The organism is Pseudoalteromonas rubra (assembly GCF_005886805.2).
Classification (GTDB): Bacteria; Pseudomonadota; Gammaproteobacteria; order Enterobacterales; family Alteromonadaceae; genus Pseudoalteromonas; species Pseudoalteromonas rubra_D.
In genome coordinates this window covers 3,365,659-3,379,042 of sequence record NZ_CP045429.1, presented here as the reverse complement: position 1 = coordinate 3,379,042, position 13,384 = coordinate 3,365,659, and the positions used below count along the sequence as shown (strand labels likewise).

At 47.6% G+C, this 13,384-nt stretch carries 15 protein-coding genes and 6 tRNA genes; 16 read left to right on the top strand and 5 right to left on the bottom strand.

Features of this window, described 5'->3' with window-relative positions; translation table 11 throughout:
* Window positions 1-675: 675 nt before the first annotated feature.
* On the bottom strand, window positions 676-978 hold the full coding sequence (locus CWC22_RS14660) for a DUF3301 domain-containing protein (protein ID WP_010382772.1): 303 nt from the start codon (window positions 976-978) through the stop codon (window positions 676-678).
* Window positions 975-2,006, bottom strand: a complete 1,032-nt coding sequence (locus CWC22_RS14655; protein ID WP_138539762.1) for a DUF3549 family protein — start codon at window positions 2,004-2,006, stop codon at window positions 975-977. The genes CWC22_RS14660 and CWC22_RS14655 overlap by 4 nt, the downstream gene beginning before the upstream one ends.
* Window positions 2,007-2,140: 134 nt before the next feature.
* Between CWC22_RS14655 and CWC22_RS14650 the strand changes: the two genes are divergently transcribed.
* The 3 genes from CWC22_RS14650 to CWC22_RS14640 are packed head-to-tail and all read left to right on the top strand — an operon-like array spanning window position 2,141 to window position 3,642.
* Window positions 2,141-2,452: a YqcC family protein gene (locus tag CWC22_RS14650; protein ID WP_138539763.1), complete on the top strand. Its 312-nt coding sequence runs from the start codon at window positions 2,141-2,143 to the stop codon at window positions 2,450-2,452.
* A gap of 6 nt (window positions 2,453-2,458) precedes the next feature.
* Window positions 2,459-3,193: a tRNA pseudouridine(65) synthase TruC gene (truC, locus tag CWC22_RS14645; protein WP_138539764.1), complete on the top strand. Its 735-nt coding sequence runs from the start codon at window positions 2,459-2,461 to the stop codon at window positions 3,191-3,193.
* Window positions 3,193-3,642: a flavodoxin domain-containing protein gene (locus tag CWC22_RS14640; protein ID WP_138539765.1), complete on the top strand. Its 450-nt coding sequence runs from the start codon at window positions 3,193-3,195 to the stop codon at window positions 3,640-3,642. Before truC ends, CWC22_RS14640 begins: the two co-directional genes overlap by 1 nt.
* 56 nt (window positions 3,643-3,698) lie before the next feature.
* Here CWC22_RS14640 and CWC22_RS14635 read toward each other — a convergent pair whose 3' ends face one another.
* A complete protein-coding gene (locus CWC22_RS14635; protein WP_138539766.1) occupies window positions 3,699-5,261 on the bottom strand; it encodes a lytic transglycosylase in 1,563 nt (520 codons plus the stop codon).
* 102 nt (window positions 5,262-5,363) lie between these two features.
* The gene (gene gloB / locus CWC22_RS14630; RefSeq protein WP_138539767.1) at window positions 5,364-6,143 is read right to left on the bottom strand and encodes a hydroxyacylglutathione hydrolase; all 780 of its coding nucleotides are present in this window, start codon (window positions 6,141-6,143) and stop codon (window positions 5,364-5,366) included.
* A gap of 51 nt (window positions 6,144-6,194) precedes the next feature.
* Here gloB and CWC22_RS14625 point away from each other — a divergent pair, with 51 nt between their 5' ends.
* On the top strand, window positions 6,195-6,947 hold the full coding sequence (locus CWC22_RS14625) for a class I SAM-dependent methyltransferase (protein ID WP_125563499.1): 753 nt from the start codon (window positions 6,195-6,197) through the stop codon (window positions 6,945-6,947).
* 4 nt (window positions 6,948-6,951) lie between these two features.
* On the opposite strand, the gene rnhA is transcribed toward CWC22_RS14625, so the two are convergent.
* Window positions 6,952-7,419: a ribonuclease HI gene (gene rnhA / locus CWC22_RS14620; RefSeq protein WP_138539768.1), complete on the bottom strand. Its 468-nt coding sequence runs from the start codon at window positions 7,417-7,419 to the stop codon at window positions 6,952-6,954.
* A 69-nt stretch (window positions 7,420-7,488) separates the two neighbouring features.
* On the opposite strand from rnhA, the gene dnaQ reads away from it, so the two are divergent.
* From dnaQ to CWC22_RS14560, 12 genes are all read left to right on the top strand, one after another.
* Window positions 7,489-8,199, top strand: coding sequence for a DNA polymerase III subunit epsilon (gene dnaQ / locus CWC22_RS14615; RefSeq protein ID WP_138539769.1), 711 nt, complete (start codon window positions 7,489-7,491; stop codon window positions 8,197-8,199).
* 86 nt (window positions 8,200-8,285) lie between these two features.
* On the top strand, window positions 8,286-9,632 hold the full coding sequence (locus CWC22_RS14610; RefSeq protein WP_230090656.1) for a TIGR03503 family protein: 1,347 nt from the start codon (window positions 8,286-8,288) through the stop codon (window positions 9,630-9,632).
* Between the two features lie 107 nt (window positions 9,633-9,739).
* Window positions 9,740-9,816, top strand: a tRNA-Asp gene (locus CWC22_RS14605).
* A 27-nt stretch (window positions 9,817-9,843) separates the two neighbouring features.
* A tRNA-Asp gene (locus CWC22_RS14600) sits at window positions 9,844-9,920 on the top strand.
* 27 nt (window positions 9,921-9,947) lie between these two features.
* A tRNA-Asp gene (locus tag CWC22_RS14595) sits at window positions 9,948-10,024 on the top strand.
* A gap of 35 nt (window positions 10,025-10,059) precedes the next feature.
* Window positions 10,060-10,136: transfer RNA gene (locus CWC22_RS14590), tRNA-Asp, on the top strand.
* 87 nt (window positions 10,137-10,223) lie between these two features.
* Window positions 10,224-10,300 (top strand) — tRNA-Asp (locus CWC22_RS14585).
* Window positions 10,301-10,337: 37 nt separating this feature from the next.
* Window positions 10,338-10,414, top strand: a tRNA-Asp gene (locus tag CWC22_RS14580).
* Window positions 10,415-11,006: 592 nt separating this feature from the next.
* Window positions 11,007-11,408, top strand: coding sequence for a hypothetical protein (locus tag CWC22_RS14575; protein WP_138539833.1), 402 nt, complete (start codon window positions 11,007-11,009; stop codon window positions 11,406-11,408).
* 106 nt (window positions 11,409-11,514) lie between these two features.
* A complete protein-coding gene (locus CWC22_RS14570) occupies window positions 11,515-11,883 on the top strand; it encodes a hypothetical protein (RefSeq protein WP_138539832.1) in 369 nt (122 codons plus the stop codon).
* 77 nt (window positions 11,884-11,960) lie between these two features.
* Window positions 11,961-12,308: a hypothetical protein gene (locus tag CWC22_RS14565; protein ID WP_138539831.1), complete on the top strand. Its 348-nt coding sequence runs from the start codon at window positions 11,961-11,963 to the stop codon at window positions 12,306-12,308.
* Between the two features lie 303 nt (window positions 12,309-12,611).
* Window positions 12,612-13,379 carry a substrate-binding periplasmic protein gene (locus CWC22_RS14560; protein WP_138539830.1) on the top strand — a complete coding sequence of 256 codons (768 nt, stop codon included), beginning with the start codon at window positions 12,612-12,614 and terminating at the stop codon, window positions 13,377-13,379.
* The last annotated feature ends 5 nt before the right edge of the window (window positions 13,380-13,384 follow it).

The following is a 13,384-nucleotide window of genomic DNA, read 5'->3' as shown; positions in this document are numbered from 1 at the left end:
AGTCAGGATGACTCAGGAAACATCAGGATGATGTTTAACAGCGGAAGTCAGGAGCGCTTAGGGTAAGCGAAGTGGACAGAGTCAAGGGAGACTCGGGTAACATCAGGATGATGTTTAACAGCGGAAGTCAGGAGCGCTTAGGATAAGCGAAGTGGACAGAGTCAAGGGAGACTCGGGTAACATCAGGATGATGTTTAACAGCGGAAGTCAGGAGCGCTTAGGATAAGCGAAGTGGACAAGGCCAGGATGGCTTAGGACACAAAAAGGACGTTGTTTATAAAAGGAATAGGGAAGACAAGTCGAGCGGTGTGACAGAGTTTACACAAGTCGACAAAGGATGTGCTTGGATGCGGTAAGGATATCTACAGGATGTAACCTATCGGATGAAGTCAGGGAAGAAGATCGGGTATGTCAGGATGTATACCCGTTCAGGGGATGATGAAGCTTGGCGGCTTGCTAGTTTGTTGTAGGCAGAGGAATTGGATACCTCCCAGGAAATTCGTCAGATTGGGGCGTAGCGCAAGGGTTACGCCTTGGTTTTTTGCTTTGTGAAAGTACACCTCGAAACCATTCTTTAATCTCACATCTCACCATTATCACATCTCACCATTATCACGCTGACCATGTATGACCGTTCGGAAAAACGCACTTTAATCTGTCACCCGACTATGGAAATTACAGCATGCGGTGGGGTGGAACATCCATTTTTTTCAGACGGAGGTTCTCAAGGTGCATAGTGCCGGTGTAAGCACTTTGCTGATCTGAGCTGAATTCAAACGCAAATTGGCTTTTTATTCCCAGTTTTCCATTACTCAGTACACCGAGCCTGCGTTTAACACAGGCGACACTGAGTAACTGGACATTGAGCTTTTCTGCTTGTCCTACAGCGTGTTGTTGTGCCGCTTCAGCAATCTGACGGCCAAACCAAAATGACGCAATGATTGCGCCAATAAGAATAAAAAGCCAAAGAGTGATCATCGTTTAAATAGCCTGCCTATTGCTCTGGACAGTGTTTCACTGCGATTTTCTGTTCTAAGTAGAGCTAAGACATGTGGGCGCAATGTCGGAATTGCAACCAGATCGGCGAAAATGCTTTCAAATAAGCCGTCCACCTCAGTGTTATGTGCCGCACTGTCCATGAGCTTAACGAGCCTTGTGGAGTCAGTCAGTGTTTCCCAGCAGCGCCCGGTAATCGTGAGTTGCAGATCGGCCTGGGTAGCCAGTGGTGAGTCTAATATAGCGTCAACAGCATCAGCGATGAGCCCGAGACTATGGCTACCCGATAATGCTCTGAGATGATTGATACACGCAGTCAAGTCTTGATCGTTCACGGCTTGTTTCAGGCCAGCCAATAAGTGCTCGGTTAGCTCAACACCAATGGCAACATGTTCTAACATGGCCGCCAGAGGTGACTGAACTTCCTTGGGTAATTGTGACCAGTGGGCCTTGAGATTGTTCTGGTTGTTACCATGCTCCAGGCGCATGGCAAAGTCAGCCAGACCTTGTACTGCCAGGTTTTGCCACTGATCTAACCCCAGTTTTCCAGCGATATAGAGCTCGGCATATTCATAATACTGAGACGCAGGGCGCTTGAGCTCGGTTTTCAGCAACGCATTAAACGCGGCCAGTTTATTGGCATTAGGTGCATAGACATAGGGATTGTTATCCAGCTTACCTTGCGCCGCTTCGCCGGTGAGCTGAGTGCCTAAGGCATCGATGACCATAGAGGCAAAGTGGTCACGGCTGGCAGCAACCAGTTTACTCTGTTCATCCAGGGGGAGCTTCAAAAACCACACATAGGGATCCTGGGTGGCTTGGTTGTCCCAAAATTGAATCGCTAATAATGCATGGCCAGCGAGTGGGTAAGGGTAGGACACCTGAGTGGTTTCTATTTGCGCAAACTGCTTTTTATCGATTTTGGTTATGCGACGGCCAATATCATAGGCGCGCCATTGCGTGCCTGCTGAAGTTAGTAGTTCACCTAAAGTCGTAATTTGCGCTGTCATTTTCATCTCACTTAATTGCGTTGAAGCGCGATTATAACTTTATTCTTGGTGACTGATAAGGGTGACCATAAAGATACAAACGCCCGGGTTGGATCGGGTATAATGGGGCTTTTGTATTTGTCTGAGGAAGCACTATGGATCACCCAGTATGGCAACTGCTTGATGAGCTCGAACACACGTTACGCCAGGCTAAACTTTGGCAGGCAGAGCCCGTTTCGGAACAGGCGTTACAGTCTACTCAGCCATTTTGCTGCGATACGTTACGGTTTGAGCAATGGTTACAGTTTGTTTTTATCGTCAAGATGCGTACTTTGTTGCAAAACGGCGCCCCTTTACCTGCCAATATGGCCATCGCGCCCATGGCAGAAGTCAACTTAGCGCAACACCCCCAGTTTAACGCATTGCTGGGTGTGTTACAGCGCCTAGACTCAGCTGTTTCGGAGTAGGCCTGGATGTTAGAGATCATTTATCAGGATGAACATTATGTGGCCATTAATAAACCATCAGGCTTACTGGTTCATCGCTCGTTTCTAGACAAACGTGAAACGCAGTTTGCGATGCAGATGCTCAGGGACCAGCTGGGGCAGCATGTGTTCCCAGTGCACAGACTTGACCGGCCGACCTCCGGTGTTTTGTTGTTTGCGCTGAGCTCCGAGGCTGCGCGTGATATGAATCAGATCTTCATCGACGGCACGGTGCAAAAGCGCTATTTGGCTTTGGTACGGGGCTTTGCACCGCAAGATGTGTATGTTGATAAACCCTTGAAAGAGCAGCTTGATAAAATTGCTGATAAGTTTGCGGATCAGGATAAAGCGCCACAGGAAGCACAAACTCAGTTCAACTGTCTGCATCAGGCTACGCTCAATATACCGCTGGGTAAATACCCCAGCATTCGATACTCTTTGGTGGAGTGTTTTCCAAAAACGGGTCGTAAACACCAGATCCGTCGTCACCTTAATCACCTGAATCATCCGATAATTGGCGATGTGAATCATGGCGATAACAAGCAAAATCACTTTTTTCAGGGGCATTTTGGTATTCGTCGTTTGATGTTATTTGCAACTGAGCTCAAGTTTTTGCATCCTTATAGTCAAGAACCCATCATCATTCGCGCCAGTTTGGGAGAAGAAATGCTGAACTTATGCAAACAACTGGGCTGGCCAGACACAGAAAAGGACTATCTATAATGGCATCCATTACGCTTTTTGTTGGCTCAGTATTTGGCAATGCAGAAAACTTAGCCTCTGAAGTTAAAAACGACATTGAGCAGCAAGGGCATAGCGCAGTGATCGCTGAAGCACCTACGCTCGAACATGTCAATTCAGCGGACAATTTACTGTTTATCTCTTCAACAACCGGACAAGGCGATATTCCGGAAAACCTGCTACCCTTAGTATTGCAAATGCAAATGCAAAGTCAGTTTCCCATGCTGACGGGGAAAACCGTAGGGGTTGTTGCGTTGGGCGACAGTAGTTACGGTGATACCTTTTGTGGTGCCGGGCGCCAGATCGATGTGCTGGTTCAGGAGCTCAATGCCACAGTGACAGAGCCCAGGCTGGATGTGGATGCGTGTGAGCATTTTGAGCCTTATGAAGCGGTCGCGCCCTGGCTACAGAAATGGTTGCAACACCTTTGACAAAGGCGTGATGCCCAGAGCCAATAAAAAGCCGCTGTTGTCAGCGGCTTTTAACGTTATGAACGTTTGACATCCACGGTCAGTTTCAGCTTTTGACCGGGATAGAGATACTTCTGACCGGCAAGCTTGTTCCACTTTACGATTTCACTGACAGTGAGATTAAACTTGGCCGCAATCCGTGTCAGAGAATCTCCTTTACGTACCTTATAGGTAATGGTGCGCTCGGTCGTGTTTGCGACAGGCTGAGTGGTACTCTGGCTCTGATAAATGGTGAGTTTTTGTCCCAGCTTAAGTACTGCGTTGGCTTTGAGTCTGTTCCATTTGGCAAGCTGCGCCACGGTGACGTCATACTCGCGGCTGATATCCCATAAGGTATCGCCACTGGTGACTGTATGGGTTTTTTTATTGCGTGTTGCTTTGTTTGCAGCGCTGCGCACGGCATCTGGTAAATGCTCGCTTTGTAACTCGCCGTCGCTCAGTGGGACCAGCAGTTTCTGACCAACCCGGATCATATGTGAATCCAATTTATTCAGTGAACGGATTGCACTGGTGCTGGTGGTAAACTTCTTGGCAATCACTGATAAACTATCACCGCGCGCAACGGTGTAGTATTGCCAGCGCAGGCGATCTTTGACTGGTGTACTGGCAAGGCGGGTTTGAAATGCTTCGATTTTATCTGCTGGCAGCAACAGGGTATGTGGTCCGTTCGGATCTGTGGCCCAGCGGTTAAAACCCGGGTTTAGACGATAAAGCTCCGTGAGCGACATATCTGCCATTTCGGCGGCTAACGCCAAATCGATTTGTGATCCTACTTCGACGGTATCAACCACCTGCGCATTAATGATCTTATTCCATTTAACATTAAACTCATCCTGGCGTTTTAACAAGTCAGACAGGGCGAGCAATTTAGGCACATAGGCTGTGGTTTCACGTGGCAAATCTAAAGACCAGAAATCGGTTGGTAAGTGCTTCTTACGATTTTTCCGGATCGCCTTGAGTAGTCGCCCTTCTCCTGAGTTATAGGCCGCAATGGCATTGAGCCAGTCGCCTTCGAGTGTCTTATGCAGGTAAGTGAGATATTCCAGTGCGGCGCGAGTTGACTGAACGATGTCGCGACGGCCGTCATACCACCAGTTTTGTTTAAGATCGAACCGCTCTCCGGTTTGTGGCATAAACTGCCAGATCCCAGACGCGCTGCGGTGAGAATAACCGAACGGATCGAACGCACTTTCTACGATTGGCAGCAATGCAATTTCAATCGGCATTTCGCGTTTCTCAACTTCCTCTACAATATAGTACAGGTAGGGTTCGGCGCGCTTTGAAATCCGATCCAGGTAAGCTTGGTGGCGCTGGTAGTAGTTACGTTCTGCAACTACGGGCCGGTTTTGTGGCACGTCAATAGACAACTGATAGCGGATCCGCTCCCAGACGTCGTCGAACACAGGTGGTGGCTCATCGGCTTCCACGGGTTCCTGAATGGCACTCATCAGAGTGTCGCTGATTTCGGCTGGACTGGCGTGGTCCAGTTGTTCGGCTTGTTCAATTGTGGGGCTGTCGAACGTGGTTTGACAACCGCTCAACAGTGCTGATACTAACAGCAGCAAGAGAGGCTTTTTCATAAAACTCGGTCATTGATCCATTGTCAGGGTACGGTGCCGCAGAAAATCCACAGCTAAAACCCGTCAATGTTAACTGTTTAGTTGTAAAAATTAAAGCAGTGCCTAAAAATTATCCTTCCATTGCCTGAGCACGGCAAACCTTTGCCAGTCTTCATCACAGTCAGCTTGTAACTCAGACGGTACAGTATCGAGCATATGTGGCAGATTTGCCCGCATAAAAGGGTTAATGCTTAACTCACGTGCGATGGTTGTCGGTAAGGTTGGTAGCGCCTGTGCGCGCTGTTGCTGGCCCCACTCCTGCCATGTAGTAATGTCGTGATTGCCAGGCTCTACCGCAGCGGCAAAAGTCAGGTTAGCCTGCGTATATTCATGCGTGCAATAAATTTTGCACTCGGGAGGGAGCTGGGCAAGAGCTTGCATAGCGCGCCACATCTGTGCCGGGCTACCCTCAAATAAACGGCCACAGCCCGCGCTGAATAAGGTATCTCCGGTAAATGCCAAATCAGTACTCAGGTAGCAGATGTGGTCCAGTGTATGTCCAGGTGTATGCGCAATGGTAAAGTCCAGCCCGGCAATGGTGACCTTATCACTGTCACTCAAAGGGTGTGTGATGCCGCCAAATGGCGTATTTTTGGGGCCATAGATGGGCAGGTTGCCATAATGTGCCAGCAAAGGTGCGATGCCATCGGTATGATCCCAGTGATGGTGCGTGACTAAGATGCCGGCCAGTTGTTTGTGTTGTGCTGTGGCGAATTCAATAACGGGCTCGCTTTGCCCGGGGTCCACAACCCACATTAAATTGCTATCTGACCGACATATTGCCCAGATATAATTGTCATTGAAGGCGTTGATAGGGTGGATTTGCACTGCGACTTGCGCCATAACTCATTGCTCTATAAAGTGAAGGTGTAACAAGTATAGCGAGTGCGTATCATGAAACCAGCTCTAAGTTTTCAGCAGGGTCCGAAACCCTACCAGTGGCAGGATTTTCCACATGGAGATTATGTGCGCGCAGGCATAGAAAGGCGGATGGCTCATTGGCTGCCGCGAATGTTTGGTTATCATATGCTCAAGCTGGGCTGCCTGAGTGGTCAGCTGGATACGTCACAAAGTCCGATCAGTCATCAGATTTGTGTTGCGCCAGAGGGGGGGCATGTTGGCGTGTTAGCAGAAATCGATGAATTACCCTTTTATGAACATAGCGTAGACGCATGTATTCTCAGTCAATGTCTGGAATATCATTCTGATCCCCATCATATTTTACGGGAGGCACACCGAACACTGATCCCGGGTGGGTATATCGTGATCAGCGGGTTTAATCCATTTAGTTTGTGTGGACTGGCGCATTTGCTGCCATTTAGCAAAGAAAAACTGCCCTGGTCGGGACGCTTTTTTACCCCGTCCCGGGTTAAGGACTGGCTGGATCTGCTGGGGTTTGAAATTCTTGCCGATGAGCGATTCGTCCATGCCTCACTGGCAAGAGGTTCACGGCTGTCGCGTTTTGCGCCCTGGCGACGTTTTTGTCGTCATTACATGAAGCCGATGGGCAGTGTCTATTTGCTGGTGGCCCGCAAACGGGTCGCACCTTTAACGCCGATTAAACCCAAATGGCATGCGCGTCCTAAATGGACGCCAGCGGTAAAAGGCGCGCGACTGAAGCACAGTCGTAATCAGGAACAAAGTTAGTCGGTTACTCGCTCTGGTAACCGGTATCTTCTTGCAGAACCGCACCGCCAGCGGCTTCGCGTGCCAGGTCGTCCACTAGCTCATTGTATTTGTTGCCTGCATGGCCCTTAACCCAACGCCACTCAATGGTGTGACGCTGAACCGCAGCGTCCAGTCGTTGCCATAGGTCGACATTTTTAACTGGCTTTTTGGCGGCTGTTTTCCAGTTGCGCTTTTTCCAGTTGGCCAGCCAGGATTCGATCCCTTGTTTCACATATTGACTGTCTGTGTACAGGATCACCTGGCATGGACGCTTGAGTGTTTCGAGTGCAACTATCGCTGCCAGCATCTCCATGCGGTTATTTGTGGTAAGCCGATATCCGGCGTTGAGGGTCTTTTCATGACCTTGGTAACTGAGGTACACACCATAGCCGCCAGGACCCGGGTTGCCCAAGCAGGAGCCGTCGGTATAGATCTCTACGGATTTTTGCACGAATTTGCCTGTTTTTATGTAAAATACTCCAATAGACGCTAACCATAGCAAAGTTAGGCAATCGACGATATGCATAAAAGACAAATAGTACTGGATACAGAAACCACGGGCATTGACCCCAAAGAAGGTCACCGGATCATCGAGATCGGGTGTGTGGAATTAGTGAATCGTCGCCTGACTGGCAACAATTTCCATGTCTACATCAACCCACAACGTAGTATTGAAGAAGAGGCCATTGACGTTCACGGTATTACCAATGAGTTCCTGCGAGACAAACCTTTTTTCCATCACGTTGCGCAAGAGTTTTATGACTATATTCAGGGGGCCGAACTGGTGATCCACAACGCGCCGTTCGACGTCGGCTTTATGGATCATGAGTTTGCTATGCTTAATCAGGGGTTTGCAAAAACTCATGAGGTATGTGAGGTACTCGATACTTTGGTGATGGCGCGGGACTTGCATCCGGGTCAGAAGAACAGCCTTGATGCTTTATGTCGCCGTTATGATATAGATAACTCAAAACGAACATTGCACGGCGCTTTACTGGATTCCGAGATTTTATCGGATGTCTACCTGGCTATGACAGGAGGCCAGAAGAAGCTTAATCTGGCTCAGTACAATGAACAGGCACAGCAGGGTAGTGGCGGGGGGATCCGTCGCTTGAGTGCTGAGCGTGCGCCGCTGAATGTGGTGCTGGCGACGGCAGAAGAGCTAGATGCGCATGAAGCGCGCATGGAGCTGGTCAATAAAGCCTGCGGGCAGAGTTTGTGGCAGCAGTAGCTGCACTCAGGCTCGCACCTGTAGTGCAAGAGAACGATTAATTTATGATGAGGTAAAGTGGCATGCGGATCGGCTTAACAGGATTGATGTTGTTATATTGCGCAGTGTTTAGCGCGACGATGATGGCCGACACACCGCAAATTACGCTGCTTGAGCGAGACGGCAAGGTCAATGAGATCCCTTTACTGGATAATCGCTTTCGCATTGACCACAATGTTAAGAAAATTACGTTGTTGTTCTTTCGTGCCCCGGGTACGCCTGCCGTGGTGCTGGTTAAACCCGACGGCAGTAAATACTACGCCACGCATGCTATTGCTGACGAAAAGCTCGAATGGTATGACGAGATCAGTTATGACCTGGTGATAGTGACCGATCCTATGCCTGGCCCCTGGCAGGTACTAGGTCAGATCCGCCAGGACAGCCGGGTTATGGTGTTGGGGGATATTGAGTTGCAGGTTGACCCCTTACCGCCTTTGATCTTCCGTGGTGAAATGCTGAAAATTCAGGGACAAGTCACCAACGATGGCCAGCCTGTCGATATTGGTTACTTCCGTGATGTTGTTACTCTGTATGTCGAGTTTGTCAGCACTAATAATGATCAGTACGCTAACTTTGGTGCGGGCACGCAAAGTGTGGCCGAATTTAAAGATGATGGCCGGGAATTTGATGAGCGCCCTCTGGATGGCATCTTTACTGGTGAATTTCGTCTGAATTTTCCAGCCGGTGAGTGGCAACCCGAATTCTATATAGAAACGCCCATCCTCAAACGTCGTGTAGTGAAAGATCCTATCATTATTGCAGAGCCACCTTTTTCTTTTGAATTGATGCTGGCAGGGCAGGAAGACTTTGAGCACCAGTTGACTATCAGGTTGGAGTCCGAGGTGGTGAAACCGGAGACTGTGATCTTTCAGGGAAAAATCTTATACCCCAATGGTGAAGAGCAAATGTTCACCCTCAATGGCGAAGAGCGTTTGTACCGCCAGCTGGCAATTAAAAATTATGATTGGGGTCGATACAGTGTGGAGTTGTCCGCCTTTGGTGAAAACATCAACGGCCGAGAGTTTATGGCCCGCCTGCCAGATTATAACTTTGAAATAGAACGCCCGATTGAAAAAGTACCGGAGTTACCTGAGTCAGAGCGGCCAACGCAGCGTGTGGTCACACCGCCTGAACCGGAACCGGGTCTCAGCACCGGTGCCATTGTTGCCATTGTGGTTGTTGGTAATTTGCTGATCCTGCTGTTGGGTTGGCTGGCCGTGCGCATTTTTGTACAGAAAAAGCCCATCAAATTAAAAATCAGCCTGCCCTTTATCGGTAAGAAAAAGCAGTTAGATTTGGAAGAGTTAGATCAGAATGCAGAAAACTCTGGCAAACCAAGTTCAAAAAATGACAAATCAGCTGATATTTTGAACCTTTCGATGTCGGATGACTAAAAATCCCCGATTTTTTCAAAAAAGGTGTTGACTCTTAAGGGGGGCATTCGTATTATTCACGCCGCTGTCAGGGAGCACACCTGAACAGCGAGAGAACAAGATGCTGCGGAGTGGTAGTTCAGTTGGTTAGAATACCGGCCTGTCACGCCGGGGGTCGCGGGTTCGAGTCCCGTCCACTCCGCCACATACTTTTTCTCTATAAGCGCACGCTGGAGTGGTAGTTCAGTTGGTTAGAATACCGGCCTGTCACGCCGGGGGTCGCGGGTTCGAGTCCCGTCCACTCCGCCAATCGCTTATTCTGTGCAGTACTTCTTTGGAGTGGTAGTTCAGTTGGTTAGAATACCGGCCTGTCACGCCGGGGGTCGCGGGTTCGAGTCCCGTCCACTCCGCCAAGATCTTTAAGAAGTACACCGAGCTAAACCACCGTGGAGTGGTAGTTCAGTTGGTTAGAATACCGGCCTGTCACGCCGGGGGTCGCGGGTTCGAGTCCCGTCCACTCCGCCATCTAGCCAGGGTTTAGTTTGGATTATCAGATTCAATGTAGTCTGAGTTTATGACAAAACGACGTCACTAACATCGTTATTTACTCGTGGAGTGGTAGTTCAGTTGGTTAGAATACCGGCCTGTCACGCCGGGGGTCGCGGGTTCGAGTCCCGTCCACTCCGCCAACATTTTAACGAGTAAAAAATTGCATTATATCTCTGCGGAGTGGTAGTTCAGTTGGTTAGAATACCGGCCTGTCACGCCGGGGGTCGCGGGTTCGAGTCCCGTCCACTCCGCCACTTTTTATAAAGTTCAGTAATACTCTATTTTATCACCCTAATATCATTTCTCACTTAAGCTTATAATTTTCTTATCCCTTGTTTGATCCAAAGCCAAAAACCCTTAATACCGCGTTGTCCGGCCAGTAAAAAATAGTGTGTGATAAGTTCGCCATTTGTCATTAGTGAGGTCGGTTATTTGTGCCGTGTTTAATTACACCAAAGCCTGCGCTTAATCTGTCTTGGTATCCTATTTGTAGTCTGTCATTTAGTTTGTGATCACTTACTTATATTGGCGGTAAAGTCATATAATATAAGCGCCTTGTCAGTTTATGCCCTGATGATTTGAGGGACATTTGGTTGTTGCCTGTATTGAGTGCATTGATGAATCCAGCAGTTAAAGTATTAAAAATCAACAGAAAGAACTGGACGCAAAATGTGACTTTGATTCGCTGGCAGCTAAGGCTGAATATATGGGGGCGGTGATAAAGATTAAAGATGTTATTGCCAAACTGGAACTTTGTGAAGAATGCGGTTACAGGTGGCGCTTGATTAAAGTTTTGCCCGCTACTTTTTGCCGTTGATTGAGGCGTGATGTATTAAGGGGATAGTTGTGAAAAAGTGGAAAATACTATTTGGCTTTTCAGCTTTCATCACTGCACTTGAGTTTATTGGCTTACCATTTAAAGAGCATATAGATTTCAACACTTTTGTATCGCTCATATTGTACTGTTCAATACTCATACCTATGTATGGTTATGCTTACGGGGTTGCAATTGGAAGCAAAGCGATAGCTATCCTAATCTTCGTACTTACGATTTTAGTTCCGGGTAGTTTGGTTGTTTTGTGGGGAGTTGCATTTACAATTAATCACTTTAGTTTAATTCAGCTGGTGTTTTCTCTGGGGACATTCGGCTTACTTTTGTTTATATCTTATCCCGTTTTTATGTACGCATTTAGGTCTGATAAACTGTGGGCAAAAGAACGACAGCAAATGACTGATAAGAAGTTGTAATGCGTGGCGTCTTTACCGTGCGTTGTTTTTGGCAACTGAGGTGAGCGTGACAGCTTTGGTAGTGCTTTTCTTTCCCCTTAACATAACTACAGGTCACTAAGCGACAGTGAAAACGATTAAATTCTCCGCTATTTTCTTGTGCTTTTTTCCTTTTTCATCAATAGCTTGTTTTGATGGAAGTGCCTATGAGCGAAGTTTTGCGCATGCCGATCCTTACGCAACTACTGCACTTATTCTGATTACTGTCGCCAGCTTTGTTCGATTATGCAGAACTAGGAACAAGGCTTATATTTCAGTAGTCACTATTGCACTGATAGTTGCTTCACTCGTTTACACCAGAACTGCATATAACGGGGATTGTGGTGATTCTTATGTTTCAACCGCAGATCATTGTTTAATATTTGCGGCTATCGTTTTATTTTATGAACTTGTTCGCGCTTGTGTGGTTTTCTCAACAAGCCACCGGGCAAAGTAATTAAGAGAGGCGATTGAATCCAGGCTCAGTTCCACTTGGTGTCTCAATTTTGCCTGGTGTTATGTCCTTGGAATTACATGAACTTTTATGAGCAATCATCAGGCAGAGGTATAGAGGTCTGTGTCGGTTTAATACTTCTTTTCATTGCGCTCGTTTTTGCAGCTTTGATTGGTGTGGTTTTCGCGAATTCTGCGTTTGGTTCTATTGCTGTTTTAGGCTCACTTGCGTTGGCCTTGTGCTCTTGGTGGTTTGGCAAACCAGGTTATCGATTGGTTTTTAATAAACCTCGTAAAGGGGGAGGTTTATTAAGCAATCATGGCCTTAAAATGTGTTGTGTTTTTTCGGAATATGCTCAATTTTGCTGGTTTTCGTTTCCATACTGCAAAGAGAAGTCAGCTCGTTTTTTAGCGCCATTAGCATGCTGATTGCTTGTTTATATGGTTGGCAATTCGCTAAGAAGCGCCAAGATAAGGACTTATAACAACAGTCTATGTCATTAATAGATCATTGTTTTATTTTGGTGTATATCACATAAAGCTGTCTCCTGAGCTTGAGTTTAAAAGCACACTCACTTTTTTTGTGCTTGCACCTCACACATTTTAGACAATCAGTCTAGGCACTGTTAAAAGCCCTTGTGCTTTGTTGTTTCAGTCTGACAAGCTACATAGCGCGATCAGTCAGGTACATCTATAGTATCAGCAAGGCTTAGTTTATTGTCGTGAAGCAACATGCACTGGACCCTGGTTTTATTAATGCTGGTTGGTTGTAGTTTTGCACGGGCAAGTGAGTCCATTCGCATTGCAACTGGGGAGTATCCACCGTTTACCGGCAGCAAGCTTGTTGACGATGGCTTTGTCAATCACCTCATACGTCAGGTACTTGCAGAGGCAGGGCTGAGCGCCGAGTTTGTTTATTTGCCCTGGAAGCGCAGTTTTCAGGCTGCGCAGCAAGGTATGTATGACATGGCGTCTTACTGGGTTTGCGAGCGCGAATATCAACAACACTTTTATTGTAGCGATGAGCTCTATCGTGGCCAGCTGTTACTCTATTTCAGGGCTGAGACGCCGTTGCCACAATGGCACAGCATTGATGATCTCAAGCCTTATCGGATAGGCGCGATTTTAGGATACGAATATGTACCAGAGTTTCATCAGGCGATGCAAAAGGGGGAGCTGGATGTGATTATGGTCAGCAATGACCGGCTTAACCTCAACATGCTGCTTAATGATCGCGTTGATTTGATTTTGCTCAGTGAAACAGCGATGCAAAGCTTACTGGCAGAACACTTTCCATCTATGCCGAAAGACCAAATACAGGCGCACTCTAAGCCTTTTTTAAACTATCGGGCGCATGTACTGTTTCCAAACTCTCTAGCGAGCAGCAGTGCGCTGCGCGAGCGTTTTAATGCCAGCCTGAAAAAGCTCAAAGCGTCAGGTGAGTTTGAGCGTCAGTGGCAACGGCTGATCAAGGGTGAGTTCATTCCTCGGCAGGATTAAACTGT

Excerpts from the sequence above, each read along its gene's own strand:
- CWC22_RS14660 (WP_010382772.1), bottom strand. The coding sequence starts at position 978 with ATGATCACTCTTTGGCTTTTTATTCTTATTGGCGCAATCATTGCGTCA.
- CWC22_RS14655 (WP_138539762.1), bottom strand. The coding sequence starts at position 2,006 with ATGACAGCGCAAATTACGACTTTAGGTGAACTACTAACTTCAGCAGGC.
- CWC22_RS14650 (WP_138539763.1), top strand. The coding sequence starts at position 2,141 with ATGGATCACCCAGTATGGCAACTGCTTGATGAGCTCGAACACACGTTA.
- truC (WP_138539764.1), top strand. The coding sequence starts at position 2,459 with ATGTTAGAGATCATTTATCAGGATGAACATTATGTGGCCATTAATAAA.
- CWC22_RS14640 (WP_138539765.1), top strand. The coding sequence starts at position 3,193 with ATGGCATCCATTACGCTTTTTGTTGGCTCAGTATTTGGCAATGCAGAA.
- CWC22_RS14635 (WP_138539766.1), bottom strand. The coding sequence starts at position 5,261 with ATGAAAAAGCCTCTCTTGCTGCTGTTAGTATCAGCACTGTTGAGCGGT.
- gloB (WP_138539767.1), bottom strand. The coding sequence starts at position 6,143 with ATGGCGCAAGTCGCAGTGCAAATCCACCCTATCAACGCCTTCAATGAC.
- CWC22_RS14625 (WP_125563499.1), top strand. The coding sequence starts at position 6,195 with ATGAAACCAGCTCTAAGTTTTCAGCAGGGTCCGAAACCCTACCAGTGG.
- dnaQ (WP_138539769.1), top strand. The coding sequence starts at position 7,489 with ATGCATAAAAGACAAATAGTACTGGATACAGAAACCACGGGCATTGAC.
- CWC22_RS14610 (WP_230090656.1), top strand. The coding sequence starts at position 8,286 with ATGTTGTTATATTGCGCAGTGTTTAGCGCGACGATGATGGCCGACACA.
- CWC22_RS14565 (WP_138539831.1), top strand. The coding sequence starts at position 11,961 with ATGAACTTTTATGAGCAATCATCAGGCAGAGGTATAGAGGTCTGTGTC.
- CWC22_RS14560 (WP_138539830.1), top strand. The coding sequence starts at position 12,612 with ATGCACTGGACCCTGGTTTTATTAATGCTGGTTGGTTGTAGTTTTGCA.